The sequence below is a fragment of the Halobacillus sp. ABH2_015 genome (genome assembly GCF_056158945.1).
Window position 1 is genome coordinate 2,013,804 of the sequence record NZ_JBSWUG010000002.1, and the last position, 26,924, is coordinate 2,040,727.

27 protein-coding genes and 1 riboswitch are annotated in these 26,924 nt (G+C 46.4%); of the genes, 12 read left to right on the plus strand and 15 right to left on the minus strand.

Going from position 1 to position 26,924, the window contains the following annotated elements; translation table 11 throughout:
* The first annotated feature begins 389 nt into the window (after positions 1 to 389).
* Positions 390 to 1,322: a DMT family transporter gene (locus tag ACXAD6_RS10735; RefSeq protein WP_474968867.1), complete on the plus strand. Its 933-nt coding sequence runs from the start codon at positions 390 to 392 to the stop codon at positions 1,320 to 1,322.
* 102 nt (positions 1,323 to 1,424) lie between these two features.
* On the opposite strand, the gene ACXAD6_RS10740 is transcribed toward ACXAD6_RS10735, so the two are convergent.
* Entirely contained in the window at positions 1,425 to 2,201 is a 777-nt protein-coding gene (locus tag ACXAD6_RS10740; protein ID WP_474968868.1) for a 3-hydroxybutyrate dehydrogenase, read from the minus strand.
* Between the two features lie 263 nt (positions 2,202 to 2,464).
* On the opposite strand from ACXAD6_RS10740, the gene ACXAD6_RS10745 reads away from it, so the two are divergent.
* Positions 2,465 to 3,745, plus strand: a complete 1,281-nt coding sequence (locus tag ACXAD6_RS10745) for a GntP family permease (protein ID WP_474968869.1) — start codon at positions 2,465 to 2,467, stop codon at positions 3,743 to 3,745.
* A 128-nt stretch (positions 3,746 to 3,873) separates the two neighbouring features.
* Here ACXAD6_RS10745 and ACXAD6_RS10750 read toward each other — a convergent pair whose 3' ends face one another.
* The 4 genes from ACXAD6_RS10750 to ACXAD6_RS10765 all read right to left on the minus strand — a co-directional run bounded on the left by ACXAD6_RS10750 (position 3,874) and on the right by ACXAD6_RS10765 (position 7,770).
* Positions 3,874 to 4,530, minus strand: a complete 657-nt coding sequence (locus ACXAD6_RS10750) for a DUF429 domain-containing protein (RefSeq protein ID WP_474968870.1) — start codon at positions 4,528 to 4,530, stop codon at positions 3,874 to 3,876.
* Positions 4,531 to 4,642: 112 nt separating this feature from the next.
* Positions 4,643 to 5,809, minus strand: coding sequence for a glycerate kinase family protein (locus tag ACXAD6_RS10755; RefSeq protein ID WP_474968871.1), 1,167 nt, complete (start codon positions 5,807 to 5,809; stop codon positions 4,643 to 4,645).
* A gap of 36 nt (positions 5,810 to 5,845) precedes the next feature.
* A complete protein-coding gene (locus ACXAD6_RS10760; protein WP_237417222.1) occupies positions 5,846 to 6,535 on the minus strand; it encodes a GntR family transcriptional regulator in 690 nt (229 codons plus the stop codon).
* 140 nt (positions 6,536 to 6,675) lie between these two features.
* Positions 6,676 to 7,770 (minus strand): tartrate dehydrogenase, encoded by a 1,095-nt coding sequence (locus ACXAD6_RS10765; protein ID WP_474968872.1) that lies wholly within the window; start codon positions 7,768 to 7,770, stop codon positions 6,676 to 6,678.
* Positions 7,771 to 7,963: 193 nt separating this feature from the next.
* Between ACXAD6_RS10765 and ACXAD6_RS10770 the strand changes: the two genes are divergently transcribed.
* Together ACXAD6_RS10770 and ACXAD6_RS10775 are read left to right on the plus strand one after the other, a co-directional pair.
* Positions 7,964 to 9,592, plus strand: coding sequence for an SLC13 family permease (locus tag ACXAD6_RS10770; RefSeq protein ID WP_474968873.1), 1,629 nt, complete (start codon positions 7,964 to 7,966; stop codon positions 9,590 to 9,592).
* A 124-nt stretch (positions 9,593 to 9,716) separates the two neighbouring features.
* On the plus strand, positions 9,717 to 10,286 hold the full coding sequence (locus ACXAD6_RS10775; RefSeq protein WP_474968874.1) for a DJ-1/PfpI family protein: 570 nt from the start codon (positions 9,717 to 9,719) through the stop codon (positions 10,284 to 10,286).
* A 36-nt stretch (positions 10,287 to 10,322) separates the two neighbouring features.
* Here the strand turns inward: ACXAD6_RS10775 and ACXAD6_RS10780 are convergent, their stop codons facing one another.
* Together ACXAD6_RS10780 and ACXAD6_RS10785 are read right to left on the minus strand one after the other, a co-directional pair.
* Positions 10,323 to 11,255 carry an oxidoreductase gene (locus ACXAD6_RS10780; RefSeq protein WP_474968875.1) on the minus strand — a complete coding sequence of 311 codons (933 nt, stop codon included), beginning with the start codon at positions 11,253 to 11,255 and terminating at the stop codon, positions 10,323 to 10,325.
* 229 nt (positions 11,256 to 11,484) lie between these two features.
* A complete protein-coding gene (locus ACXAD6_RS10785; RefSeq protein ID WP_474968876.1) occupies positions 11,485 to 12,858 on the minus strand; it encodes a copper amine oxidase in 1,374 nt (457 codons plus the stop codon).
* Between the two features lie 147 nt (positions 12,859 to 13,005).
* On the opposite strand from ACXAD6_RS10785, the gene ACXAD6_RS10790 reads away from it, so the two are divergent.
* Complete coding sequence (locus ACXAD6_RS10790) at positions 13,006 to 14,310, plus strand: glycoside hydrolase family 113 (RefSeq protein ID WP_474968877.1); 1,305 nt, start codon at positions 13,006 to 13,008, stop codon at positions 14,308 to 14,310.
* 47 nt (positions 14,311 to 14,357) lie between these two features.
* Here the strand turns inward: ACXAD6_RS10790 and ACXAD6_RS10795 are convergent, their stop codons facing one another.
* Together ACXAD6_RS10795 and ACXAD6_RS10800 are read right to left on the minus strand one after the other, a co-directional pair.
* On the minus strand, positions 14,358 to 15,125 hold the full coding sequence (locus ACXAD6_RS10795) for an anti-sigma factor (RefSeq protein WP_160836492.1): 768 nt from the start codon (positions 15,123 to 15,125) through the stop codon (positions 14,358 to 14,360).
* Positions 15,115 to 15,684, minus strand: a complete 570-nt coding sequence (locus ACXAD6_RS10800; RefSeq protein WP_474968878.1) for an RNA polymerase sigma factor — start codon at positions 15,682 to 15,684, stop codon at positions 15,115 to 15,117. Before ACXAD6_RS10800 ends, ACXAD6_RS10795 begins: the two co-directional genes overlap by 11 nt.
* Before the next feature lie 217 nt (positions 15,685 to 15,901).
* On the opposite strand from ACXAD6_RS10800, the gene ACXAD6_RS10805 reads away from it, so the two are divergent.
* The gene (locus ACXAD6_RS10805) at positions 15,902 to 15,991 is read left to right on the plus strand and encodes a YjcZ family sporulation protein (RefSeq protein ID WP_035531392.1); all 90 of its coding nucleotides are present in this window, start codon (positions 15,902 to 15,904) and stop codon (positions 15,989 to 15,991) included.
* A gap of 39 nt (positions 15,992 to 16,030) precedes the next feature.
* Here the strand turns inward: ACXAD6_RS10805 and ACXAD6_RS10810 are convergent, their stop codons facing one another.
* Positions 16,031 to 16,495, minus strand: a complete 465-nt coding sequence (locus tag ACXAD6_RS10810; RefSeq protein WP_160836011.1) for a glycosyl-4,4'-diaponeurosporenoate acyltransferase CrtO family protein — start codon at positions 16,493 to 16,495, stop codon at positions 16,031 to 16,033.
* Positions 16,496 to 16,663: 168 nt separating this feature from the next.
* Here ACXAD6_RS10810 and ACXAD6_RS10815 point away from each other — a divergent pair, with 168 nt between their 5' ends.
* Positions 16,664 to 17,572: an alpha/beta hydrolase gene (locus ACXAD6_RS10815; RefSeq protein ID WP_474968879.1), complete on the plus strand. Its 909-nt coding sequence runs from the start codon at positions 16,664 to 16,666 to the stop codon at positions 17,570 to 17,572.
* A 422-nt stretch (positions 17,573 to 17,994) separates the two neighbouring features.
* Here ACXAD6_RS10815 and ACXAD6_RS10820 read toward each other — a convergent pair whose 3' ends face one another.
* Together ACXAD6_RS10820 and gloA2 are read right to left on the minus strand one after the other, a co-directional pair.
* Positions 17,995 to 18,615 carry a LysE family translocator gene (locus tag ACXAD6_RS10820; protein ID WP_474970412.1) on the minus strand — a complete coding sequence of 207 codons (621 nt, stop codon included), beginning with the start codon at positions 18,613 to 18,615 and terminating at the stop codon, positions 17,995 to 17,997.
* Positions 18,616 to 18,619: 4 nt separating this feature from the next.
* Positions 18,620 to 19,024, minus strand: coding sequence for an SMU1112c/YaeR family gloxylase I-like metalloprotein (gene gloA2, locus ACXAD6_RS10825; RefSeq protein ID WP_474968880.1), 405 nt, complete (start codon positions 19,022 to 19,024; stop codon positions 18,620 to 18,622).
* Positions 19,025 to 19,188: 164 nt separating this feature from the next.
* Here gloA2 and ACXAD6_RS10830 point away from each other — a divergent pair, with 164 nt between their 5' ends.
* The 3 genes from ACXAD6_RS10830 to ACXAD6_RS10840 all read left to right on the plus strand — a co-directional run bounded on the left by ACXAD6_RS10830 (position 19,189) and on the right by ACXAD6_RS10840 (position 21,551).
* Positions 19,189 to 20,295 (plus strand): carbohydrate kinase, encoded by a 1,107-nt coding sequence (locus ACXAD6_RS10830; RefSeq protein ID WP_474968881.1) that lies wholly within the window; start codon positions 19,189 to 19,191, stop codon positions 20,293 to 20,295.
* Complete coding sequence (locus ACXAD6_RS10835) at positions 20,292 to 21,224, plus strand: pseudouridine-5'-phosphate glycosidase (protein WP_474968882.1); 933 nt, start codon at positions 20,292 to 20,294, stop codon at positions 21,222 to 21,224. Before ACXAD6_RS10830 ends, ACXAD6_RS10835 begins: the two co-directional genes overlap by 4 nt.
* 141 nt (positions 21,225 to 21,365) lie before the next feature.
* Complete coding sequence (locus ACXAD6_RS10840; protein ID WP_474968883.1) at positions 21,366 to 21,551, plus strand: hypothetical protein; 186 nt, start codon at positions 21,366 to 21,368, stop codon at positions 21,549 to 21,551.
* 44 nt (positions 21,552 to 21,595) lie between these two features.
* Here the strand turns inward: ACXAD6_RS10840 and ACXAD6_RS10845 are convergent, their stop codons facing one another.
* Together ACXAD6_RS10845 and ACXAD6_RS10850 are read right to left on the minus strand one after the other, a co-directional pair.
* The gene (locus tag ACXAD6_RS10845) at positions 21,596 to 22,429 is read right to left on the minus strand and encodes an aldo/keto reductase (RefSeq protein WP_474968884.1); all 834 of its coding nucleotides are present in this window, start codon (positions 22,427 to 22,429) and stop codon (positions 21,596 to 21,598) included.
* A 79-nt stretch (positions 22,430 to 22,508) separates the two neighbouring features.
* Positions 22,509 to 23,705, minus strand: a complete 1,197-nt coding sequence (locus ACXAD6_RS10850; protein ID WP_474968885.1) for an MFS transporter — start codon at positions 23,703 to 23,705, stop codon at positions 22,509 to 22,511.
* A 424-nt stretch (positions 23,706 to 24,129) separates the two neighbouring features.
* Between ACXAD6_RS10850 and ACXAD6_RS10855 the strand changes: the two genes are divergently transcribed.
* Positions 24,130 to 24,492 carry a winged helix-turn-helix transcriptional regulator gene (locus ACXAD6_RS10855; protein ID WP_474968886.1) on the plus strand — a complete coding sequence of 121 codons (363 nt, stop codon included), beginning with the start codon at positions 24,130 to 24,132 and terminating at the stop codon, positions 24,490 to 24,492.
* Positions 24,493 to 24,527: 35 nt separating this feature from the next.
* Here the strand turns inward: ACXAD6_RS10855 and ACXAD6_RS10860 are convergent, their stop codons facing one another.
* On the minus strand, positions 24,528 to 25,004 hold the full coding sequence (locus tag ACXAD6_RS10860) for a GyrI-like domain-containing protein (protein ID WP_474968887.1): 477 nt from the start codon (positions 25,002 to 25,004) through the stop codon (positions 24,528 to 24,530).
* Positions 25,005 to 25,132: 128 nt separating this feature from the next.
* On the opposite strand from ACXAD6_RS10860, the gene ACXAD6_RS10865 reads away from it, so the two are divergent.
* Complete coding sequence (locus tag ACXAD6_RS10865) at positions 25,133 to 26,662, plus strand: BCCT family transporter (RefSeq protein ID WP_474968888.1); 1,530 nt, start codon at positions 25,133 to 25,135, stop codon at positions 26,660 to 26,662.
* Between the two features lie 85 nt (positions 26,663 to 26,747).
* Positions 26,748 to 26,849: riboswitch (purine riboswitch) on the plus strand.
* Positions 26,850 to 26,924: the final 75 nt, after the last annotated feature.

Genomic DNA, 26,924 nt, shown 5'->3' on the forward strand with positions numbered 1-26,924 from the left:
GGTTTGATGTCCATTTTCCCCTTAAGTAATGAAGAGGATAGTATAACATGAGGAAAAAATGACCAAAAAGAGACTTTACACCGGGTTCCTTGCTCCTATTCTTTTAGGTCACCCTATTCATCCATCATGCACACATTTCTCCTTCCAAACCTCCCCTGTATGTTTATAATTCGTCTACTCTGCTCCGTTCCTCTTTATAAACACCCGGGTCCTTTATACAGGAAAACGGCTGATCCGCTTACGGGTCAGCCGTTCTGTGCAGGTCTCGGCAATCTTTGCATCATCGTCCATACAGACGCCGTTTTTTTAGAAAAGAAGGAACAGAATCTATCCAATCCTTCCATATTCTGATAGCATTCCATATATCAAATCGTATGGAGGAAGTCACAATGAGTCAAAAGTCTGCTCTTTTTTCAATCGGTACAGGTGCCGCTTTATGGGGGATCATCGGTTTTTACGTCACTTACTTGTACAATATCGGATTCACCCCTGCACAAGTCGTGTCGCTGAGGGTTTTATCAGCCAGCCTGCTTCTGGGGATTTACCTATTATCAAAAGACCGCCGTTTCTTTAAAATAAAAGCAGGTGACAGCCGATACTTTATCGGGACGGGGATCATCAGTATCGTCCTCTTTAACTGGTGCTTGTTCAGTGCGATTGAGGAAACGTCTATTTCTGTAGCATCCATCCTTCTCTACACAGCTCCGGCGTTTGTCACAATGCTTTCACGGCTGATTTTCAAAGAATCATTGACGTTGCGGAAAGTCTCTGCTCTTTTGATTACCTTTACAGGCTGTGCCCTTGTCGTCGGCATCGTTCCACATTCGGAACAATCCATTTCCATGTATGGACTGATTCTTGGACTTGGATCAGGATTCTTTTATGCGTTATACAGCATTTTCGGGAAGTTTGCCCTTGTGCACTATGATTCACTGACGGTTACCTTTTATACGTTTGTATTCGCATCGATCGCTATCGTACCATTCAGCGTCCTTTGGAATGAGGCTTCTTTATTTTCAACCGTATCCACATGGCTCTATGTACTGGGACTGGGGCTCTTATCTACGATGCTTCCGTTTATTCTATACACGAAAGGTTTGAGTTTCGTAGAATCGAGCAAGGCCTCCATTATCGCTACCATTGAACCAGTGGTCGCCACACTCATGGGTTTTCTCGTCTTTCAGGAGCAGTTGACCTTTTGGCAGTACGCAGGGGTCGGCCTCGTCATTACGGCTGTCATCGTCGTACAGGAATCAAAGAAAAACAGCAGCGCCACCCACCGGGAAACGGGAAGATCAGCCGTCAACCAGCTTCGGGGCTGATGGACCCTTCATTTCACAGCCGTCTATTTCTACATAAAAAGGAACCGTTCATTTTATTCAATGAACGGTTCCTTTTATATGTTATCAATCATTTTCGTTTACTTACTGAGCTGTATATCCACCATCAATAAGGACGGTTTGGCCTGTTACACTTTTCGCCTTGTCACTGGCAAGGAACATAGAGTAGTCTGCAATTTCTTCTACTTGAAGCAGGCGTTTTTGAGGAACTAGTGGATAAATAACTTCCTCCAACACCTTTTCCAGTTCCACGCCACGGGATTTGGCAAGATCCTTCAATTGACCACGTACAAGTGGTGTATCTACATACCCAGGGGCTACAGCGTTGACTGTGATGCCATGTTCTGCACCTTCAAGGGCACTTACTTTCGTCAAGCCGATGACTCCGTGCTTGGCACTGTTGTATGCGGCTTTACCAGAGAATCCGATGACACCGTTAATGGAAGCCATGTTCAGGATACGTCCCTGCCCCTGCTCCTTCATAATCGGGAAGACCGCTTTCGTTGCGATGAATGGTGCTGTCAGCATGATGTCCTGCATCAACTTGAATTTTTCTGTTGGGAATTCTTCAAGAGGAGATACGTGCTGAAGCCCTGCGTTATTGATAAGTACGTCAATGCGGCCATAGGTTTCAACCGTCTGGTTAATAGCGGCATTGATTTCGTCTTCGCTCGTAACATCCGCTTTTACCCCCATAGCCGTTAAGTTCTGCTCGGTCAGCGACTTTGCGGCTTCTTGTACACCGTCTTCATTAATATCAGACAAGACGACTTTTGCACCGTTTTCTGCAAAGACTTTTCCGATTTGGTACCCGATTCCCTGAGCTGCTCCTGTAATAAATACAACTTTGTTTTCAACCATGTCTATCAACCTCTCTCATGTATGTTCTTGATGAGCTGCTACTTTTAACTCAAATTCGATTGTACCCAAAAACAATTTCCATTTCATGCATTACGAATTATGCGGAATATTCGTTTTTCCCCGAAAAATGCATGAATTCTCTATCTTTCTATTTCTATTGATTACTGTAAAGCGTGAGAGTAAGATATTTCTTGTTGCAAAATATTGTCGAGTTTTGTCAAACGCAATTTTACTTATAATAATTACCAAAAGGAGGTAATACCATGTTTGCTATTATCATAGGACTTGTCTCTTTAATGATCATGGCGTACTTAGGCTGGTCCATTCTATGGATTGCCCCAATTGCTGCTTCGATCGTAGCGATTCTATCAGGCATGAATATTCTAGATGCATTCACATCTGACTTCATGAGTGGGTTTGCTTCATTTGCGAGAGACTTCTTCCCCATCTTCCTGTTTGGGGCGGTCTTCGGAAAACTGATGGAAGTAACAGGGAGTGCCCGGAAAGTAGCCAGCTTTTTATCCAGAATTGTCGGAAAAGAGCGGGCGATTTTAGGAGTCCTTTTAGGTGCTGCCATCCTAACTTATGGCGGTGTGAGTCTATTTGTTGTCGTCTTTGTTATGTATCCTCTGGCTATTAACTTGTTCAGAGAAGCCGATATCAGTCGGAAAGTCATTCCAGGAACAATTGTGCTTGGTGCGTTCACCTTTACAATGACTGCTCTACCCGGTACAGCTCAGGTCCAGAACTATATTCCTACCGAATACTTTGATACAACGATGATGGCCGCGCCGATCATCGGTATTGTCACCGGATTGATTATGGCTGTCGGCGGATACTTTTATCTTTCCTACCGGGCGAATAAACTGACGAAAGCCGGAGAAGGCTTTACAGAGCCGCAGAATAAGGTTGGAACCGAGAGTTCCGGGAACGATCCCAGCGTCTTTTTATCCTTCCTGCCGCTTCTCTGTGTAGTCCTTTTGATTAACATCTTCAACGTAGAAATGCTGATTGCTTTATTCATCGGAATTATTCTAACGATTATCTTGAATTGGAAAGCATTCCACGAGTTCATCACAGCATTGAATGATGGAGCCAAAGGCGCTGTAACTGCCGTTGTGAATACAGGCGCAGCCGTTGGATTTGGAGCAGTCGTTCAGGCTTCCCCTGCTTTTCCAGCGATTAAAGAAGCGTTATTGAACATCAAAGGCGGCCTTGTCATTTCAGATGCGTTAGCTACTCAGGTGCTGGCGATGATCACCGGATCCGCATCAGGGGGAATGAACATTACCTTGAATGCTCTCGGATCTGACTATTACCAGCAGGCGATGGAGATGGGAATGAACCCGGAAATCCTTCACCGGATTACAGCCATTGCATCCGGAGCTTCGATTCTTCCGCATAACGGTGCCCTATTGACTGTATTTGCGATTACAGGCTTAACCCACAAAGATTCCTATAAAGATATCTTCATCGTTGCTCTGCTCATTCCGTTTGTGGCAACAGTAGTAGGAATTTTGATGTCCTATATTGGAATTGTATAAAACAGACCGAGGAGACTATATCCTTTGCCTGTGAAAGAATTCCTGAAAAATAAGCAGGATCCGTCGTATATTGTTTCGGCGGATCCTGCTTATTTTTATCCATACCGTTTTTTCCAAGCGGGCGGATTTTAACAGCAGAAGTCATAAGGGTGCAGTGGCGGTTCGGCTTGATAGCTCCAGGGAGATACCAATTTTGAGTCATTCCATCCCCATGCGGCAAGAGCAGATCCGCAGGCATCCAGCGTATGGACATGTTCGAGTGATTCTTCCGGAATATCGAGCATATTCATGTGATCCCTCAACCAATCCAGCACTTCTTTTCGGATAGAGCGGTCTTTTTTGTACGAAAGAAAATGGTCTGCGTCATCCACCCGTGTCAGAACAGCTGCACCGGGATGGACTTCAACGACTTGAATATCATACGGCGTATCCAAATGGGAAAGCTCTCTTGATAACCGAATCCCCCTCAGAGTCAGGTACACCATTCGTGTCATAGTCGGAGTCATAATGGAGGAGGATCGTCCTCCTTCTCCCATAAGGAACTGCCGTAAAGAACGGTCTCTCATGCGATCGCCCCCACCATCCTGATAAGACAGTGGCGCATCGATTCCGACCACAACCTTCCCCTCTGATGCCAGCCTGCTCAGTGTATCTATAATGTCCCCGTCACTGGCCGGAGTAACTTTTTCTTTGAAAATCAGTGCATCTTTCCTGTCCTCAAAAATCATCACGACCGTATCGGCATGATTGCTCGGACCTGATAAGTCAATGCCTGCGTAATACACAGTAAATCCTCCTTTTCCTTAGTTCTGTTATACCTTCCAAACCCTTCGCAAAAACAGGAAGCGCATACAAAAGATCTCTTCCTTTTGGCTCAGGAAGAGATCTTCAAGGGGATCAGACGCTTGATATTGCAGAAGCGGTCTTATATTTATAGACCGTTTTGTAAACATTCATGATGTTTTTTGCGGTTTCCTCAACAAGAGGACCAGCATGTTCACTTAAATAATCGAGAGTGGAGGGCGCGTGGGCAATACTGAAAAAGGCTTGAATGCCTTTTTCTTCAAGAAGCGCATAACCATCGCTCAAACTCCCAGCTATACAAAAGACAGGAACGTTAAACTGTTTTGCTCTCATTCCTACGCCCATAGGAGCCTTGCCGAATAACGTCTGGCGATCTGTTTTCCCTTCCCCGGTAAGTACGAAATCCGCACCTTCCAGTTCAGCGTTGAAATCAATACTATCCAGAACGATTTCAATGCCCGGCTTTAATTCAGCGTTTAAGAACGCCATCAAACCAGCTCCCAGGCCTCCGGCTGCCCCAGCCCCTTTTTCATGCCTGATATCCTTATTGAGATATTTGTGAATCTGCATTCCATAATGATGTAACGCCTGGTCCAGTACTTCTACCATCTCCGGCGTGGCTCCCTTTTGAGGGCCGAAAACAGCCGAAGCCCCTTCAGGTCCACACAGTGGATTTTCAACATCACAGGCGGTTATGAACAGAGTAGAAAAAATCCTTTTGTCCAATTGATCCGTCCTGATTTCATGGAGATCCAAAAGTGCTTTCCCTCCATTAGGCAGCAGGCGCCCTTCCCTATCCAGCAGCTCTGCTCCAAGTGCGGCAGCCATACCCGCGCCGCCGTCATTAGTGGCACTGCCGCCTATGCCGAGGATTACTTTCTTTACTCCGTAATCCAGCGCTTTTTTAATCAGTTCACCCGTGCCGTATGTCGTTGTTTCATAGGGATTCAAATCTTCTTCGGCAAGGAGTGTAATACCGGAAGCTGCGGCCATTTCTATGACAGCCGTCTCCCCGTCTCCCAGAATGCCCCAAGCCGCTTGGACTTTTCCACCAAGGGGGCCGGTCACTTCGTTAGTTTGAAGCTTTCCACCCGTGCTCTTCACAAGGGACTCAACCGTACCCTCTCCTCCATCTGCAAGCGGAAATGAACGGACCTCACAGGAAGGAAACACCTGTTTAATGCCTTCTTCCATACTCCGGGCAACTTCAACAGCAGATAAACTGCCTTTATAAGAGTCAGGGGCTACTATACATTTCATAGACGTATCCTCTCCAAATGTCCTCCCGTACTTCGTTTACATAGAGTCTTGATCTTCTTCAAGCACCTCAAGGATTTCATTCCTTGCTCTTTTCCGGTGCGACTGCATCGAGGCCTGAGCCGCTTCTGCGTTACCCGCCTTCATACACGCAGCTATGGCCCTGTGCTCTACAATCGACTGCAGCGGGAGCGGACGTTTATTTATCGTAAGCAGGCGGGCGCGGTACAATTGATCGGCATGAACATCAATCACATTAGCCAGTCGTTGATTCCCTGCATGTTCTATAATTGTAAAGTGAAACAAGTTATCCAGCCTTGCCCATTCATCAAGATCATTGTGTGACAACGCCTGTTCCTGCTGGGAAATAAGTTCTTCCAGATGGTCCAGATCATCACCGTCCATGACTGATACAGCAAGGCCGGCGGCTAATCCTTCCAACATTTCCACCACTTCATAGATTTCTTTCAAATCTTTAGCAGATATCGGTTCAACTTCAAACCCTTTTCTAGGGATCAGGTGGACGACTCCTTCGGTCTGCAGACGGATTAATGCTTCCCTTACAGGAGTGCGGCTCATATCTAAAACTTCTGCAATCTCCCGTTCCAGGATGGTCGGGCCCGGCAGAAGCTTCAGGTTTCTGATTGCCAGTCGTAAAATCTGATACGCTCTGGCCGGCAGTTTTCGTTCGGACACATGATGGATGATCGGCGCCAACCGTTCCTTCATTTCCTCTACTCTTGTATGCGGTTCTGTACTCACTGATGATTGTTCTCTCATAAATTCACCACTCTGACTTTTGTCTTCCTTCCATTATAACAAGAAGAGAGTAAAAAGAGAGCGCACTCCCTTTTTACCCTGTATGGAATTTAGACATTTGCGTATTTGGATGAAATGTGTGAGATAATCGCGTCTGTGACTTCTCTTGTCGAGCTGGTTCCCCCAATGTCTGCTGTTAAGATACCATCTTTCGTTGTAGCACGGATGGCCTCATTAATTAAGTCTGCTTCCTGCTTCAGTCCAAGGTGTTCCAGCATGAGGGCAGCACTGCCGATGGTTCCGATCGGGTTGGCGATTCCCTGTCCTGCAATATCAGGGGCAGAGCCGTGGACAGATTCAAACATACTTGGGAAACGGCCGTCCAGATGAATATTTGCACTCGGGGCGATTCCAAGACTTCCAGCAAGAGCACTGCCGAGATCGGATAAAATATCCGCATGAAGGTTGGAAGCCACCACTACTTCAAGCTCTTCCGGATGAAGTACGAAGCGTGCAGCCATCGCATCCACGAGCCATTGATCGGTTTCGACTTCAGGATAGTCCCGGCTTACGCGCTTGAAAACTTCATCCCACAATACCATGCCGTACTGCTGGGCATTACTTTTTGTGACACTGGTCACTTTTTTCCGGTCTCTCTTCATGGCCAGATCAAAAGCGTGGCGAATCACTCGTTCACAGCCTTCCTCTGTAAATACAGAAGACTGGACGGCCACTTCTTTTCCAGGTCCGCGCCCGGCAAAATTACGACCGCCGATACCGGAGTATTCACCTTCTGTGTTTTCCCGGACTAACACCCAGTTCAACTTTTCCTTATCCGGATGATTCAATTTCCCTTCTACACCTGGCAGGAACTCAACCGGGCGAATATTGGCCCACTGATCAAAACCTTGACAAATGGCAAGACGGAGTCCCCAGAGGCTTATATGATCGGGAACGGTCGGATATCCAACAGCTCCGAAGTAAATAGCATCATGATCTTTGATTCTTTCCAGTCCATCCTCATCCATCATCTTTCCATGTTCAAGGTAATATTCACACCCCCAAGGAAAGTAATCGCTTTCAAAAGTGAACTTATTAGAAGTCTTTGATAGATGATCGACGACACGAAGCCCTTCTTGAATGACTTCCTCTCCAATACCATCACCCGGAATTACAGCTAGTTTAAAATGTTGTTTGTTTTCCATCGATACATTCCTCCTGAAAGATTTTTTGTTTAACTATTCTAAATATTAATTAATGTATACGTTAATGTCAAATTAAATTTGATGTAAAAGATAAATATCCCAATTTTTGAAAATAGTTTGACAATAATGTATACGTAAAGTATCATTCAGACATGAAAGCGTTATCAAAAAGGTGAAAGGAAGGGATAAACGGATGTACTTACATTCTGTCTGGGAGCAATTATGGAAATGGGATCGCAGCCTTCGAAAGGATATAAAGCATGTAACTTCTTTTGTATTTGCAAAATCTTCTTCGAATGCAGCTGTACAGGAAGAGATTGATCCATCAAAGGAACTCGTCGATGACAAACCTCCACGACCGGGGAATTATTCCACCCCTCAGAAAATCGGATTGTTTGTGGGACCCCTTTTATATGTGTTGATTACCTCACTGGTTCAGCCGGAAGGAATGAACGCAGAAGCGGTCCAGATGCTTGGTCTGATCAGCTGGATTGCTACATGGTGGGTAACCGAAGCGCTGCCGATTCCGGTCACGTCCCTGCTTCCGCTGCTGCTTTTTCCGTTAACAGGAGTGATGGAGACCGGTGAAGTTTCCTCCTCTTATGGCGATCCTCTGATCTTTTTATTCGCTGGGAGTTTTATGATTGCTTTAACGATGGAAAAATGGAACCTTCATAAACGAATCGCTTTAGCTATCATTGCCTTTATAGGAAGTAGTCCGAATATGATTATACTTGGTTTCATGACAGCGACCGGTTTTTTATCGATGTGGATTTCCAATACAGCCAGTACAATGATGATGGTTCCAATCAGCCTGGCTGTTACGAAACACGTAGCCGAATCCTTGAAAAACAACACAGATGTAACTCCCGGAAACTTCCCTTTTGGTACCGCCATTATGCTCGGAACCGCGTATGCAGCAACCATCGGTGGATTCGGCACACTGATCGGTGCTCCGGCCAACACGATTTTGGCTGCAACGGTGAATAATTTATACGGCATTGACATTTCCTTTGCCCGATGGATGATGTTCGGTCTTCCCATGGTTGTTCTTCTTGTACCTCTCGTCTGGCTCTATCTTGTTAAAGTCGCCTATCCAATGAAAATCAAGAACATTCCAGGCGGAAGAAAAATTATAAAGAAGGAATTAAAAGAACTTGGAAAAATGAGTTACGAAGAGAAGATTGTACTGACTGTATTTTCCCTGACAGCGCTGGCTTGGATTACGCGGAGTCTTGTCCTTGAACGCTTTATTCCCGGTATTGATGACACGATTATCGCACTGCTTGGAGCAGTCCTGCTCTTCTTAATTCCTGCCAAAAATAAAGAAGGAAGCATTCTCGATTGGGATACAGTCCTGAAACTGCCCTGGGGAATCCTCTGGCTTTTCGGAGGAGGTCTCGCTCTTGCTGCGGGTATCGTCAGTTCCGGTCTGGATAAATGGATCGGCAGCCAGCTCGTCAATTACAGCAGCATCCCATTCTTCCTTATGATTGGTTTAATCATCGCCGTCATCACGATGTTAACCGAGTTCACATCAAACACAGCTACTTCTACAATGGTCTACCCTATTGTTGCTGCAGGCGCGGCTGCCTTAGGAACAGATCCTATTATTCTTATGGTGGCTGCTTGTATGGGTGCGACGTTTGCCTTTATGTTCCCTGTAGCGGCACCACCGAATGCGATTGTTTTTGCAACCGGTTACATCAAAATGAGCCGGATGGCTTCAACAGGAATCTGGCTGAACATCAGCTGCATCCTCTTCTCTATTGTCATCGTCTATTTCTACGTCCCTGTTATTTTTGGAGGTTTACTGAACTAACAACCTGACTCAGGGGGCTCTGCTTTGTGCAGGGCCTCTGTTTTATTCTTTTGGAAAGCGGATTACAAATCATGGATTAAGGGAATGGACGTACTGTATTTATTCATGACAAGGAGGGTATGGAATGACTGCAAAGAAAGTGTTGATCATTACTGGAGATGCTGTTGAAGCCCTGGAAGTGTACTACCCTTATTTCCGCTGCCTGGAAGAAGGTTTCGAAGTTGACATTGCCGCCCCTCATCAAAAGAAACTGAATACCGTCATCCATGATTTCGAGGATTGGGAAACGTATACGGAAAAGCCCGGATACTTAATTGAAGCCGGAATTGCATTTGCTGATGTGACACCGGAAAATTATGATGCCTTGATCATCCCTGGTGGACGTGCTCCGGAACACATCCGCATGAATGAAGAAATTCCGGGTATGGTCCGCCACTTTTTTGAAAACGATAAGCCGGTTGCCGTCATGTGCCATGGCAGCCTTGTCCTGACGACTGTCCCTGATGTGGCCCGTGGAAGGAAAATGACCGCATATTCGGCCTGCCAGCCGGAGGTGGAGAGTATTGGTGCCGAATATATGAATGAAATGAATTATGTTGATGGGAATCTCGTATCCGGACATGCCTGGCCGGATCTCCCGAACATTATGAAAGAGTTCGTGAAGCAGGTAAAAGAAACAACCGTCCATACGTAACTATAAAAAGGACACCTTGAGAAGGTGTCCTTTTTATCAGCTTGTGACCGTGAAAGAAACTCCGGTAAGACGCTCGGATTCTGCCCAAAGTTCTTCCGCATCCACTACATCAAGGGTTTCAGTTTTCGGCTTCACGACGACAGGATCTCCTTTCATCTCCATAAATCCTGAAGGTCCAACATAACGGCCGCCTTCAAGGTCCGGATCAGTGGCTGCGCGTATCCCCGGAAGTGCTCCTTCATAGGCACTCTGGGTGACACGTTTCAACACACCACTCAGAGCTTTGTATAAGAAACGGTCTTCAATATGACGGGCGAGATCCGTCTGTGCTCCCCCGGGGTGGGCACCAAGTGATTTGATGGATAGTCCGGCCTGATCGATCCTGCGCTGCAGTTCAAAGGCAAATAGTAAATTAGCAAACTTTGAGCGGCTGTATGATTTCATAGGGGTGTATCCTTTCCCCTGTTCAAACATAAGGTTATCAAAGTTCACAGAGCCCGATTTGTGGGCATTGCTGCTGATTGTCACAACCCGGGAGCCTTCTGTAGCGGCTAACCGTTCAAATAAGCGGGCCGTTAAAGCAAAATGACCCAGGTGATTGGTTCCGAACTGAAGCTCGAAGCCATCCTTCGTTTTACCATAAGGCGTTGTCATCACTCCGGCGTTATTCATCAAGATATCAAGGCGGTCATATTTCTCTTTGAATTGTTCTGCAAAGGAAGCGACAGAATCCAAATCTGCTAAATCCAGCTCCATTACGTCTACTCGAATATCTGACTGTTGTCTCTTTAGCAGATCGGCGGCTTGTTCTCCACGTTTCTTAGAACGTGAAGCCATAATCACTGTGGCCCCTTTTTCACCGAGGACTTTGACTGCTTCCAGACCAAGGCCTCCATTCCCACCTGTCACAACTACGATTTTCCCTTCCATGGATGGTATCGATGGAACGGACCATTCTGTTACATTCATGCTTTCATCTCCTCCTGAGTGTCCATCATTCATTGGCTCCTGAGAAAGGTACCTGGTTTAAATCATAAGACAAAGTTCATATAGAAGAAAAGAAAACGACTCGGTTGTCAAAAAATTCTAAATACATCCATAAAAAAGAGTGGTGTCCAGATAAGACACCACTCTTTTTTAATACCTTTATGGAAAACAATGTCGGGATGAGAACACCCCGCATTGGAATCTGTTCTTTTTACGCTTGATCCTGCTTACGGCGGAAACCGATGAAGGCAGCAAGAACAGCCATACCCATGGAAGCGAAAGCGATCATCCAGGCATTCAGCCCGCCATCATCACTCGTACCGCCCAAGCCGGTTTTCGGCATTTCAGATGGCATGTCGCTGGCAAACATGTCAGGATTCTGCTCCACAATGGCTCCGGATAATCCTTTTCCTACGCCGTACATGTGGCCGTATGCTTCACGTACCTGCTCATAGGCCATTTCGTAGTCACCATTCACATAGTTATCAAAAGCTCCAGTCAACTGCTGCACGTGCATCTGCAGACCTTCTGCTGTATTTTCAGCCATCAATTTACCTTCTGTTGCTGTATCAAGGAATTTGGAGAATTCCTGTCTGTACCCATCAAGAGCTTTCAATGCTTCTTCTTTCGCCTGCTCATCATCATTTCCTGTTGCTTTTACATAATCAACAAAGTAGCCGATGTGCTCGGACCACATGTCTTCAAACTGTGCACCCGCTTCTTCCCCGTAGACAGAGGAAATAGCTGCTGATAAATCTTCTGTGTTATGACTTAGAGCTTCGGCAGCTTCTTCAAAGTCCTCCGCTCCGTCGCCACCTTTCTGCATAGCGAAAACGGCAAGAGCTGCGTGTTCAGAGAGAAGATGGTTCAAGTCAGCACGGAGATCAGCGGCTGGTGTGGCCGGCGTTGTATTTTCAAACTTCTCCGGGAACTGGTCTGTAATGGCTGTTGATAATCCTTTACCAACACCGTACATATGCTCGATGCTCATACGGAGATTTTCGTAAGCTTCGTCAAAATCGCCTTCCTCGTAGCTGTCAAAAGCTCCAACTAGTTGATCTACGTGCATTTGAAGCCCTTCAGCCAAGGCAGAGGCTTCTAATCTCTCTCCTGTTGCTGATTCCATAAAGGATGAGAAATCCTGTCGGTAGTCGTCAAGATTATCAAGGGCGGCCTGACGTCCCTCTTCATCATCTTCCGCTGTTGCTTTTACGTAGTCAACGAAATAACCAATGTGTTCGGACCATAGGTCTTCAAACTGGCTGCCAGCTTCTTCCCCGTAGACAGATCCGACAGCACCGGATAGGTCCTTCGTATTCGCCTGCAGGGCAGCGGCTGCCTGTTCAAAGTCTTCACCGCCTTCCAATCCTTTCTGCATCGTTACGACAGCCAGGTAGGCATGTTCAGAAAGATAATGATCCAGAGTCGCACGAAGATCGGCGGCCGGGGTAGTTACCGTTACTTTGTCCATTTGTTCATGGTCGCCATGATGGTCGGCAAAGGCCGGGCTCGCTGTAGGTATTAATAGAGCTGCTGATAGCGGAAGCGCTGCAAAAGTCTTCTTCCAATTTACTCTGTGTGTCATTGATTCATCCACTCCTCTTTGAATTGGTTTCATACAGCTAACGAGAGGAGATGATATGTGGATCACTATTTCTATGATTTTTTTTGGAAACTAGTCACCCCCACCAGGAATAACGTCTATCAAGCGCTCTATGTCAGGGGACCTGGTATGTTTTCTATCTACTTATTTCATTTCATCTGGCCTGTCACCCTGCCGGAGCAGGGGCACGCGCATACACTATTCCTAAGACAAGATCATAACCTGGAGGTTACGATAACTATGGATAATATAAACAACCCTGTGCAGCCTGGGAAAATTAAATCGGGAAACTTGTGGGTGCTGGATAATTTTAATCCGGAGCTGATTTTGAATGATATCCTCCGCCTGAACTTAAACACTGTGAATGTACCGATCCGGGTGGACATTCCCAGCCGTACATCATTAACCATGACAATCAATGAAGCTCAAAAACAAAAAGCGGTCGAATTGATTGAGGTTTTGACCAGTAAAGGGATTCAAGTGATGCTGGAGCCGTTCCCATTCATCCAAGGAGGACAGTACGGGGAAACCGAATGGAACCCCGCAGATAAAAAACGATGGTTTATGTTGTGGCAGACGACGGTGCTCAATCCTTTAATTACCACCATCGCCATCCCCTATCAAGTCTGGGGATTGAATATTGCCTCCAACCTCGTCAACTTTGAATCCATGGAATCCGACTGGGAGGCGATGATCACAGAAACGAGGCGGCAGTTTGAAGGTATCGTCGTATTGCGTACGAACTGGTGGTATACTGCATCCTGGAGTCCTCAGACACAGCAGGATTTTACAGCAAAAATCAACCGCTCTTATTGGAAGCTTGTCGATTTCATATCTATTGATGCCTGGTTTGAACTGAACAATCAGGCAGTTCCAACTGTCGAACAAATCAAAGCTTCCATGACATCCACAGAGGTTTACAACAGGAAGCAGAACGTCCTGCAGGAAATCCAGCGATTCCATGAAGTCACCGGAAAAGAGATTTATTTTGGCGGATTTAACATTCCAGCTCTTGAATATGGACTGAAGTTTCCTTGGAACGAGGCTGTTTCTCCTGTTAAATCTCCAGCTGTTCAAGCGAATGGCTGGACTGCCTACAAGGAAACGCTGGAGGATCTTTCCTATTTTCTCGGATTTTCCGTATGGGTCATCGGAAATAACGACCCGGAATATTCGTACAGAGTTGAGCCTGAAACTGCTCTGGTCATTCATGACTGGTATTATGATGACACATGCTCGGAAAAGGAGTTAGAAGAGCTGCGTCAGGAATTGGAAACCCTTCAAGGAGAGATCACCCTTCTTCAGGAACAGATTCAGGAGCTTGAGCTTGAGCGGGGGCAGTGGCTTGTAAGAGAAGGGGAACTTGTGAATCGGATTGAAGATCAACAGCAGATCCTCAATGAAATCAGAAGACTGGTCGACAGCGAAACATAACGAAAACAAAAAGAGCTTTCCGCTTATCCACGGAAAGCTCTCTTCTATTAAAGTCCGGCTTGAAGAATAATATCTCCCTGCGGCGTTTGGTTGCCCGTCTGTGGTTCCTTCGTAATGGCAACAGCATCCCACGATTTTTCTTCATTTATCGTAAACGCTACTCCACCACTGCCGGTATCATTCGTTGTAAAAGCACCAGCCGGTTCCGGTGTCTCTCCTTCAATCAGCCATACTTGATACACTTCGCCTGGTTCCAGGTTTTCCAGGTTCTGCGTTTGTACGAGAAGCTCCTGTTTGGTTTCCCGGTTTAATAACGTAGCTGTTCCAGCAGCATTGGTCCCTTCAGCAGAAGCCAGTTCTGTCTGCTGAAGCGGTGAAGCTGTACCGGATTCGCTGTCCTCCAGTTCGGAAAGAGCTGTTTGGATTTCCGTAAGGCTCGATTCCAACTGTTCATTTTCTGAGGCCAGATCGGATACTTCCAGTCCAGTATACACGTTCATACCAATGGAAAGAAGCAGTCCTGCAGCCAGTACACCTGACCAGGCTTTCCACTTCACAGGTCTCTTCGTACGGACAGGTGTGTTGTCTTCCTCCTCATTTGAGAAGACTTCGTCCAATACCCTCTGCTTCATACCTGAAGGTGGTTCCGTCTGCTCCATATATGACGGCAGATCCCCCATCAAGTCTTCCAATTCCTTCAGTTCTTCCTGGCACCGGGGGCATTCGGATAAGTGTTTTTCAAACTGTTTTCGCTCGATATCTGATAATTGATCATTTATATAATCCAGGATGTGGTCACATGGTTTATCGTTCATAAACGATCCCCCCTTCTTTCTCAAGGTGCTCTCTCAATTTCTTCAGCGCCAGCCGGACACGTCCTTTGACGGTACCGAGGGGAATATCACATTTTTCCGCAATCTCTCTTTGAGACATCCCTTGAAAATAAAAGAGACAAATCATTCTCTGTTGTTCGTCCGGGAGCGTATGAACAGCTCTTCGAAGCTGATCCCGCTCCTCTTTATCTTCAATTTCCTGCTCAACGCCCGGCAGGTCTTCTTGAACAGAATCACGCTGATCCCATTCTACTTCCTGAACTTTTTTCTTTCTTATTAAATCAATGGAAGCATTCCTGGTAATCGTCAAAAGCCAGCTGGAGAACTTTCCCCGCCCGCTGACATACTGACCGGCCCCTTTTCCTCTCCACAACTTCATAAATACATCCTGCATGACTTCCTCTGCTGCCTGCGAATCCTTCATCATGCGAAAGGCAAAGGAGTACAGCAATTTTTCATATCGGTCGTAAAGAACTTCAAGGGCCTCTTTATCTTTCTGCCTGATTCGTTCATACAAATCCAAGTCTGTCGGTTGGGCCATTCAGAAATCTCCTTTAAATCCATAATGATACTAGTATATCTGTTTTTATCAAATCCTTCACGTTTTATATAGAATACGGATAAAAACAAGTTTTGGATGTGTCTGAAGCAAAAAAATCATCCACCCCGCAAAACGTGGAATTCACCGTAATGCATGATGGATGCCTTTCCCAAACAAAAACCCCCGCATAAACTAATTATGAACAGGGGGTGAGATCATGAGCTACGGATACGGAGCAGGCTTTGCGCTGATTGTTGTTTTGTTTATTCTCCTTATTATTGTTGGAGCTGCTTATGTTAAATACTAAAATGAAACGCCGGTCAGAGTGCTCCACTCTGACTCTTTTCTACTTTTGCGGAAATGCATGGAGCAACCTGTCCGAAAGACGGCTGACTCTTGCCCGGTTGTAGCGCTGAATCATGATGAAGGGCAGATTAAACAACAATGCATACATAATCATGATCCACCCTGCCCATGCTGGATTAAATAGAAAAAACAAGGGCGCAGGGAAAATCTGCATCCAGTGTGAGAGTTCCGATCTGGTAAGCTGCTCTTCCAGCTCACTATATGCATACACGTTTCTAATCGATGCCGCTGTCTTTCCTCTACCTTTGTTCACCCATTTCCTCGCTTCTGGAAGCATTGTTTTCCATCTATGAATTCCGAAAGACCGGTAAATACGCCCACGACCTTCCCAGCTCTTCGTCCTTAATAATGGATGCAGGAACCGGATAAAGGAAGCAGGTGCCATAGCTGTGATGCCGCTGACAGCTAAATGGATGAACAGCCATATAACTGCATTGAAGACCATCGATTCACCTTCTTTTCTCCTTTTCCATATACATAATAATCAAATCCTTATCAGCTGGTGCTTCTCGGGCTTCGTTTTCCCCTTTTTCCAAAGGTGTATTCACCTCAGCCGGTTTGATTAATGTAGGATATCTAAGGGAACACTACCCTAAAAAAAGAGAGGTCTTTTATGTTTATCCAGTGGATTGCTCGTCTCCTGCGTATGCTTCCTAATAAAGCAGCACGCACGTCTACCATTCAAAAACAGAAAGTAAAGAAGCGGGTCGATGTTTTAGTCGACACTTCGATTGCTCCAGTAGCGGTCACCTATTACGAACCGCTTCACTCTACCTATAATAAACCACCGGTTTATATAAACCTCCACGGCGGGGCCTTCATTATGTATAACAAAGAAATGGATGACCCGTACTGCCGGTACCTGGCTAACAGGACAGGTTGTGTGGTCATCAATGTAGAATACGGCAAAGCGCCGGAACATCCCTTCCCTGCTCCAATCATCCAGCTCTATGAAGTATTGGCCTGGGTGAAAAGCAATCCCGAAGGTCTGAACATCGACCCTGACAAGTGGATGGTCGGAGGGCAGAGCTCAGGTGCCAACATCGCTGCTGCTTTGTGTTTATACTTGAAGGATCAAGAGGAGCCTCAGCCCCTCCTCCAGGTTTTATCGTGTGCCATGCTTGATTTTGCTACCCCGTTTTCTGAAAAACCAGAACCAGATAAATGGCGTTCCAAATACCCTCAGTTCGCCCATTTTCTGAACCTCTGCTATGTCCCTGAACAAGGACAGGACGTCCATCCCTACGCATCGCCTGTTTACGCAGAGAATGTCAGCGGTGCAGCCGAAACTGTCATGATCACAGCGGAATATGATGCCTTCAAGCCTGAAGCGGAGAGATACGCGAAAAAGCTGAAAAAAGCAGGTGTCCCTGTCCATCACCGCCTATTTGAAGACTGTTACCACCTGTTCACGCATCTTGGTCCCACAGAAGCAGCCACAGAGGCATGGGATACGATCGCCGCTCACATCAGGAAGGCCGCTGCTGAATCAGGCGCACCAATCAAGCAGATATCCTCATAAATAGAAATCCCCCTCCTTAATGAGGGGGATTTCACCTTGTAGAGAAACCCCTGTTTCTTTACAAGCTTTTTTTCTTACCGCCAGGAGCGAAAGCCCCTTGCTGGATGGAGGACAGTCTTTGCTATATTCCGGCAGGCAGCCGTCATCAGCGCAGCCCATAGCGTTCTTTTGAATCTGCGAACCTGTTTACTCTCCTATTTATTCTAACCCGGCACGAGGAGCGTTCGGTGGTGATGCCTGCGGGAACAGAACCGAACGCTCCACTTGGGCAGGCGGCCTTCCTGACCAAGTCAGCGGAGGGCGTGCCCGCGGCATTCATTCACCAATAAGCGGAAAGTGACCCTTCACACGACAAATGGACAACTCTAACTGGTTAGCACAGGCTTTTTTTACAGCCAAAAAACCCCCTCCATAAAGAGGGATTATTTTCCACTGATCATAATCTGCATGGCGATGAAACTGAAGATGAGGCCCTGGGCTTTTTGGAGCTTTCCTGTCGAAATCCGGTGAAGCACGTGCTGTTGAATTTTTTCTGCTAACACGGAGACCAGGAAGAATACAAGAAAAGCCTGGGTGATAAAAATCAATCCGAGTAAAAGCATCTGTAGAGAAACACTCCCGCGGGACGGATCGGCGAAAGGTGGAAGAAGGGCAAGGAAGAATAACGATACCTTCGGATTGAGAAGGTTCATAAGGATCCCTTTCCTGTAAAGCTTTTGGTATTTTTCCGAATTCCCCTGCGCTGCTCCATTCGCTGGTGCTCCACCCCGGAAGGATTGAAAAGCGAGAAAAAGCAGGTAAGCGGCCCCTGCATATTTCACGATTTCAAACGCCGCCGCTGATTGATAGATGACCGCTGATACTCCAAGGGCAGCTGCTGACACGTGGATCACCAGCCCAGTGCACAGCCCAAGGGCCGTAACAATCCCCGCCTTGGCCTGCTGGACAATACTTTGAGCCAGCACAAAAAGGATGTCCGGTCCCGGACTCAGTGTCAACAAAAGGGAAATCCCGATAAATGATAAAACAACAGAGGTTTCCAAAGCGTTACCTCTCCGCTCCTTCTTCGCCTGTTTCATACAGTTCCAGGGGCAGCTGATCAGGGTCCTTGAAAAAAGTAAATCTTCTTCCGGTATACGGATCAATCCTCAACTCTTCTACAACCACCCCTTTTTCCTCCAGCTCTTGTTTGGAGCGTTCCACGTCCTCTACGGCAAAAGCGAGATGTCTGAGACCTCTTGCTTCCGGATCATCCGGCCGTTCTGGTGGGGATGGAAAAGAAAACAATTCGATTTGATTTTCACCTGCTTGAAGATCGAGTTTATAAGATGCCTTTTCCTCCCGATAGTTTTCAGCTATTACCGGTAAACCGAGAATATGTACATAGAAATGTTTCGAAATTTCATAATCTGAACAAATTATTGCAGCATGATGAATTTGTTTTACAAGCATCCCATTCCTCCTCTGAGTAATCTCTTCTACTATAACGGGACAAACGATTTCCTGTCACCATTCTCTTCGATTTTTATTGACTTTTCCATGAAAGCGTTCTTATAATAGAGCAAACAAATGTTTGACTATTCAAACATTTGTTTATGAAGGGGGAATTATGATTAATGGAAAAGTTGACCACACGTGAGCGTCAGGTGTACCAGCAGATTGTCAAAAACCCTTATATATCCCAGCAGACCCTCTCAGAAGCTCTTCAACTCTCCCGTTCCACAGTAGCCAATATTATTTCCGGTCTCGTTCAGAAAAATGTCCTTCTCGGTCGTGCCTATGTGTTGAACAAATCCAGACAGATCCTCTGCATCGGAGGCGCCAATGTCGACCGGAAACTCCACACCCATGAACCGCTTCAAATGTACACATCCAACCCTGTCTATTCCCGTTCCAGTGCTGGAGGTGTAGCGAGAAACATCGCCGAAAACCTTGGAAGGCTGGGCTTTCACCCTTCGCTTATTACAGCAGCCGGCATGGACGCTGACTGGGACATGATCGAAAAAGCCTCCCGTCCCTTTATGAATCTGGAAGGTACTCTTCATCTCCCTCACGCCACCACAGGTACATACACAGCATTGATGAATCCTCAGGGGGAATTGCTTACTGCGCTCGCGGATATGGAGGTTTTCGAGGCGATTGTTCCTCCCCTTGTTATGAAAAGTGAAATAAAGATGAGGCAGTCGGAATGTATGGTTGCTGACCTCAACTGTCCAAAAGAGACGTTGGAACTCCTGCTTAGGATGAGCCGCAGTTTCTCGGTCCCCCTTGCGTTCGTTACCGTCTCTGCCCCTAAGATGAAGCGCCTGCCCAAAGATCTGCACGGACTTACGTGGCTGATGACCAATATTGAAGAAACCGAAGCTCAATTCGATATGTCTATTGACTCCAAAGAAAAATGGTACCTCGCCGCAGGTTTATGGCTGGAGATGGGCATCGACAAAGTGACCATTACCTCCGGAAAGGACGGCGTCGTCGTTGGGGAGAAGGAAGGAGGTATCCATCACTTCCCTTCTTTTTCAACAGGGGATGTCAGCGATGTGACTGGTGCGGGAGATGCTTTCTGTGCCGGTGTTTTATACGGATGGATGGAAGGCATGGAACTTCAGGAAATTATAAAAACGGGGATGATGAATGCAGTAAAATGCATTCAGTCCCCCTACACGGTCCGGCAGGATTTGACCCCGTCCCTGCTGACCCAGGATGTGGAGGAATTTGTATGAACCCTTATGTAGACATCTCCGAAGAAGTGGCTTACGCTCTGGCAGAAAACCTCCCCGTAGTCGCTCTTGAATCGACCATCATCTCACACGGCATGCCGTTTCCTCATAATTTACAAACGGCGGAGGACGTGGCTTCCATCATACGGGAGCATGGCGCTGTACCGGCCACAACCGCCATTATGGATGGAAAAATCAAAGTGGGACTCACAAAAGAAGAATTAAAGAGACTTGCCTCTGAAAAAGAAGTGATCAAAGCGTCGCGCAAAGATATTGCGTACCTGGCTGCTTTAGGAAAAACAGGTGCAACGACCGTGGCAGGGACGATGTTCTGCGCCGGTCTTGCTGGTATCTCGGTGTTTGTAACAGGCGGCATCGGCGGTGTCCACCGCGGCGCCGAGTCCACGATGGATATTTCAGCGGACCTTGAGGAACTGGCTCAAACAAACGTCGCTGTCATATGTGCCGGCGCGAAATCCATTCTCGATCTCGGCCTGACACTGGAATACCTGGAGACAAAAGGAGTTCCTGTACTCAGCTATCAAACAAATCTGCTTCCTGCCTTTTTCACAAGATCGAGCGCCTTTTCCTCCAACTATCAAGTCAATCATCCGGATGAAATCGCAGCTGTCATCGACACCAAATGGTCGCTCGGCCTTGACGGTGGCCTGGTCATTGCCAATCCTATTCCTGAACACAGCGCACTGGAAGAATCCTATATGAACCAAATGATCGAGGAAGCTTTACATGAAGCCGGTAAGCGAAATATTACGCAGAAGGACGTTACCCCCTTCCTGCTTGATTATATCCACAAGGCGACACAAGGAAAAAGTGTACAGGCGAACATCGCGTTAATCAAATCCAATGCGGCCTTAGGAGCAGAAATAGCGGCTGCCTACCAAAAGCAAAGACATTCCGTCCAATCGATATAGCTCCTATATCAAAATGATGACATTCCCCTGCGTTTTTTTACAAATAATGGGCCGGATGCCCTGTTTCCTGTCAGACAGCACTAGACCATCTAAAAACCGGGAATAGGAGAATATAAGTCATAAAACCCGAGGAGGATGATTATGCTGTGGCTGCTGCTCGGTATTCTGGCTGTCGTTATTGCTGTGTCGATCTATTTCGATCGAAAAAGAAGGAAACGCATGAAGCGGGAAACTCAGTCTGAGGACGCCCACCGGTTAAAGGAAACCTACTATATCGATGGAGCGGGAAGGAAATCATCAGATCCAAAGTACAATAAACAATTGTAAAAACAGCAAAAGGACAGGGATTCCCCTGTCCTTTCACTGTTTCATTAAAAATCGAATTCATCCGGATGCGGGCCGCTGCGGGCATTCTCATTGAGTGCGTCCAGTTCTTTCATCTCTTCATCCGTTAATTCAAAATTGTAGATGTTGATATTATCTTTTATTCGGGAAGGCGTCATGGATTTCGGTATGGTTACGACATCATGCTGGATATCCCAGCGCAGAATAATCTGAGCCGGTGATTGATCATGACGCTGCGCCAGCTGCTGGATAACCGGGTGATCCAATAGATCCGCATTCATTAATGGAGACCATGCCTCGACTTGAATGTCGTGTTTTTCCCCGTATTCACGAACCTCCTGCTGGGTCAGTTTAGGATGAAACTCCACCTGGTTGATAACAGGCTTGACCTCAGCATAGGACAACAGATCATCCAAATGGTGGACTTGGAAGTTACTAACGCCAATCGATTTTACGCGCCCTTCTTTATAAAGGGATTCCATAGCTTTCCACGGCTGTTCATATTTCTTATTCCCCGGCCAGTGAATCAAGTAAAGGTCCAGATAGTCCAGACCCAGTTTCTCTAAACTTTCTTCGTAGGCATTGATGGTCCCTTCATAATCGAGGCCGTCATTCCACACTTTGGAAGTCACGAAAAGATCCCCGCGTTTTACAATCCCCTCGTCTACGGCTTTCTTAATTCCATTTCCTACACTGCGTTCATTCCCATAAATGGCAGCAGTATCGATGCTTCGGTAGCCTTCCTTAATGGCTGTAACAACAGCTTCCTCAAGAGCTTCCCCTTCGTCGACGCGGAAGACTCCATAGCCGATTTCCGGCATTTCCAAACCGTTATTCAATGTTTTCATATTGGTTTTCATGATATTTTCCTCCTCTTCATTGTTTGTTGTTTTCATCTGCTCGAAACTCATTACCGAAAGAAAGAGAACCCAAACATTGTTACTGTTCTACTTTTCTCAATAAACCTGTTAACAATACAGCCCCGACAACCATGATGGCACCAATCCAAGGGGTATGAATAAGACCGATACCGTCTACGATGATTCCGCCGACAAAAGAACCGATGGCAATTCCGACATTAAAGGCGGCAATGTTCAAAGCAGATGCGACATTGACTGCGGATGGGACGTATTTTTCAGCCAGGTTAACGACGAGCACTTGAAGACCGGGAACGTTCATAAAGGCAAACAGCCCCATTAGGAAGATAGCGATAAGCCCCGCAACCTTGAAAGGAGCAGCAAACGTCAACCCAAACAGGATGACGGCTTGAAACACAAACATCCAGAATAACGCCCGGAGCGGGTTTTTGTTAGAAGCTTTCCCACCTACAACGTTACCGATTGCTACAGCCACCCCATACACCAGCAGGATGATGCTGACCCACTTGGAACTGAATCCTGTTACATCTTCAAGTAAAGGAGTCAGATAAGTGAAGGCGACAAAGGTCCCTCCATATCCAAGGGCTGTAATCAGGAAAGCCAGCATGAGTTTTCCATTTTTCAGGATTTTCAATTGTTCACTGAATTTAGCAGGCGCCGCTTCTTTCAAGTTACTTGGAACTAAAATGGAACTGGCGATCATACCGACCACACCAAGCAGAGCAACTCCCCAGAAGGTGGCTCTCCAGCCGAAAGCCTGTCCAATGAACGTCCCCAGCGGAACGCCCGTGACCGTAGCAACCGTCAATCCTGTAAACATAAAGGCGATGGCACTGGCCCGTTTATGTTCAGGTACAAGATCTGCGGCTATCGTGGAACCGATGGAAAAAAAGATGCCATGAGAGAAAGCGGTAATGAAGCGCGCGACGAGAAGCAGGCCGAAACTTGTCGACAGGCCAGCTACCGAGTTCCCGATAATAAACAACACCATCAACGACAATAAAAGCGATTTACGGCTCATTTTACTCGTAAGAGCCGTTAATACAGGCGCACCGACAGCTACCCCGAGGGCATAGCCGGAAATCAAAAGCCCCGCCAGCGTAATGGATATCGATAAATCACCGGCGATGGATGATAATAAACCTACAGGCACAAATTCCGTCGTTCCAATTCCGAAGGCACTAATGGCTAAAGCAATCAGCGCAGGAGTGCCTCCTTTTGATTTAGGTTGATCAATCGTTTCTGCGTATGAACTCATGAAGAAGTCCTCCTCTTTCTTTTTGTGAGTCCGAAAAAGCAAAGGCGCCTTTGACCATTTCCGGATTTCTCTATTGAATGTCATGCACGCCCGGGGAACATAAATGGCATATCCATCGGGTAGCTAAACGGGCCCGGGCCTCTTTAACGCGGGCCAATCCCCCGGGGACAAAAATGATTATGCTACGAATGAAACTTTTTAGAAAGTACGTACTTTAAAGTCACGTAGGTACTTTTTAGTAACATTTGTGCCGCCAGAGGGTTCTGCCGAGACCATATCGTTCCACTTTTTTATGGACACCGACAAAGGAAGTTATAACGATGGAACATTTCATAAAGATATGATAAATTTTTAAAGCGTTGAAAAGAATCAAAGACGTGTCTTCCATTCATAAGGAACGTGAACCATGAAGGAGTGGACCATGATGAAAAAATACAACATCCCCGTTGAGGCAGCTCTTGAAGTCATCGGTGGGAAGTGGAAAGTCGTTATTTTATGTCATTTAATAAAGAGCGAATTACGAACGAGTGAATTGAAGCGTCTCATGCCGGGGATTACCCAGAAAATGCTTACCCAGCAGCTAAGGGAGCTCGAGCAGGACGGGGTGCTGGACCGGGTGGTTTTCAACCAGGTTCCACCGAAAGTTGTTTACAAACTAACGGACTACGGCTGGTCCTTAAAGCCCGCTCTGGATATGCTCTGTGCATGGGGGGAACAGCACATCGAGAACTGCTACCCGGATAAATCCGAAGTTCTTACCGATGACCATGAATTAGAAAAAGTATAAAAAAAGGTCAATGCCGCAGCCGGCATTGACCTTTTTTATTTAATCGGAACCCACACTTCCTCTTCAGCATTTAGATCATCCACCCTGTAATCCGGCCCCAACCTCTCGAAGTGGGGGCGCACATCCACTTCATACGGAGAGTTCGGAAGCCACTCATTAAAAATAGTACCAAGGGTGCCTGCAAAGGTGTGCGCCGGTCCTTTATGAATAAAAACAGCGTACAGCCCTCCATGTATAGTAAAGCTCTCCATACCTTCCGGAAGTTCTTCATTAGATTGGGCGTGAACTGCCACCCACCGGGTGAAGCGGGTATCATAGGTGAACGTGTTCAGGTCAAATCCTTCCGGATAAATGGATAGGTTATAAAAGCACTCGTCCTTCCGCTCTTGAATCATTTTCACCTTAGGTTTGAAGCTTTTCCACAACTCTACAGTCTTATCTTCAGTCAAGGTCATGCTCCTGCTTTCTCCTATAAGATGCATATTTCCAAGCTGAACGATTTGCGGATCCATACGGCTGCCTCCTCTACATATTTCTACATCTTGTAACAAATTTAACAAAAACAGGATTTAAATGTAGACTTTAAGGGTAAGAAGAAGAATCAACCCCTGCTTTTTATTATTACATATGAGGTGAAGAAATGAAGAATGTAACTCCTGTTTTTTGGTATGGGTTAACCATCTGTGCCTTGTTCGTGGTCTGGGGATCGATCAGCCCTGATCAGCTTCAGACCGTCACTTCCGAAATTACGGCTGATATTTCAAACACGTTTGGATGGTACTACCTGATCATCGTTTTAGCGATGCTGATTTTCTGTATTTACTTAGTATTCTCCAGGTTCAAAAACCTGAAGCTTGGTAAAAAGGACGAGAAACCTGAATTCTCCCTGCCTACATGGTTTGCCATGCTTTTCAGCGCCGGTATGGGGATGGGCGTCGTCTTTTGGACGACAGCAGAACCTGCTTCCCACGCGTTCAAAAGCAGTCCTATAGCTCCTGAGGGAAGCGAGCAGGCGATTAAGGATGCCATGCAGTACTCCTTTTTCCACTGGGGCATCCACGCCTGGGCGATTTATGCACTCGTCGCTCTTGTACTTGCCTACTTTAAATTCCACAAAGGCTACCCCGGGTTGATCAGCGCCACTTTAATCCCGTTGTTCGGCAAAAAGGCGATGAGCGGCCTGCCGGGCAGGCTGATTGATGTGCTTGCCGTCGTCGCCACCGTCGTTGGTGTAGCCGCGACACTTGGGTTTGGTTCCGCTCAGATCAACGAAGGACTGGGATACTTATTCAACGTTCCCACTAACTTTACCACCCAGTTTATTATACTCGTCGTTTCCATGGTGCTCTTTATCGCCTCTGCGTGGTCGGGCATCAGCAAGGGAATCAAATATTTAAGCAATACGAACCTTTTTCTCGGATTTGGTTTGATGATTCTTTTGTTTATCGTAGGACCTTCCATACTGACATTGAATATGTTTACACAGTCTCTTGGAAACTACGTAACCAACTTTTTTGATATGAGTCTCCGCATTGCTCCTCTTAATGAGGAAAGCCGATCGTGGATCAACTCGTGGACCATTTTTTACTGGGCGTGGTGGATTTCCTGGTCACCTTTCGTCGGGATTTTCATTGCAAGGATTTCCCGCGGAAGAACAATCAAGGAGTTCATGACCGGTGTGCTGGTGGTTCCATCTCTCGTCTGCTTCGTCTTCTTTGCTGTCTTTGGAACAGCCGCTATCGATCTGCAGCAGCGGGGCATTGAAGCCATTTCAGAGTTCCCGATTGAAACCGCAACGTTTGCGACACTGGATTACTATCCGCTTGGCACACTCATGTCCTTCATTACGATTTTCGTAATTGCGATTTTCTTTATCACCTCTGCGGACTCCGCTACGTTCGTATTAGGAATGCTTTCCACCAAAGGGTCATTGAATCCAGATGGTACAGTCAAAATTTTGTGGGGACTGGCTCTGACAGGTATGGCCGCCACCATCGTTTATTTTGGTGGAACACAGGGATTGCAGAACGTCCTGATCATAGCTGCTCTCCCATTCTCTGTCGTCATTTTACTTATGGGAGGGTCCTTCTTCAAAGAGGCCAACCGAGAAATCAAAGAACTGAAAAAAGCAGAATCCAAGCCGTCCCGAATGAAGAAGCGGGCGCAGTAGCCTGATGATTTCTTTTTAATATTCCATATCTTCTTCGCTTATCTGTCAACAGGCTCTTGATATCGAACCTTTATATGTTACAATACCAATAACATTCGGATATTTTCATATAATAGCAGGGATAAGGCCTGCAAGTTTCTACCGGTTTGCCGTAAATGAACCGACTATGAAAAGCCTGACAGATGAAGAATCCTTTCTGGATTCTTCTCCTTACGATGCCAGCTGTGCGTATCGTCCGGCTTCTCATAACTTTGAGAGGTGG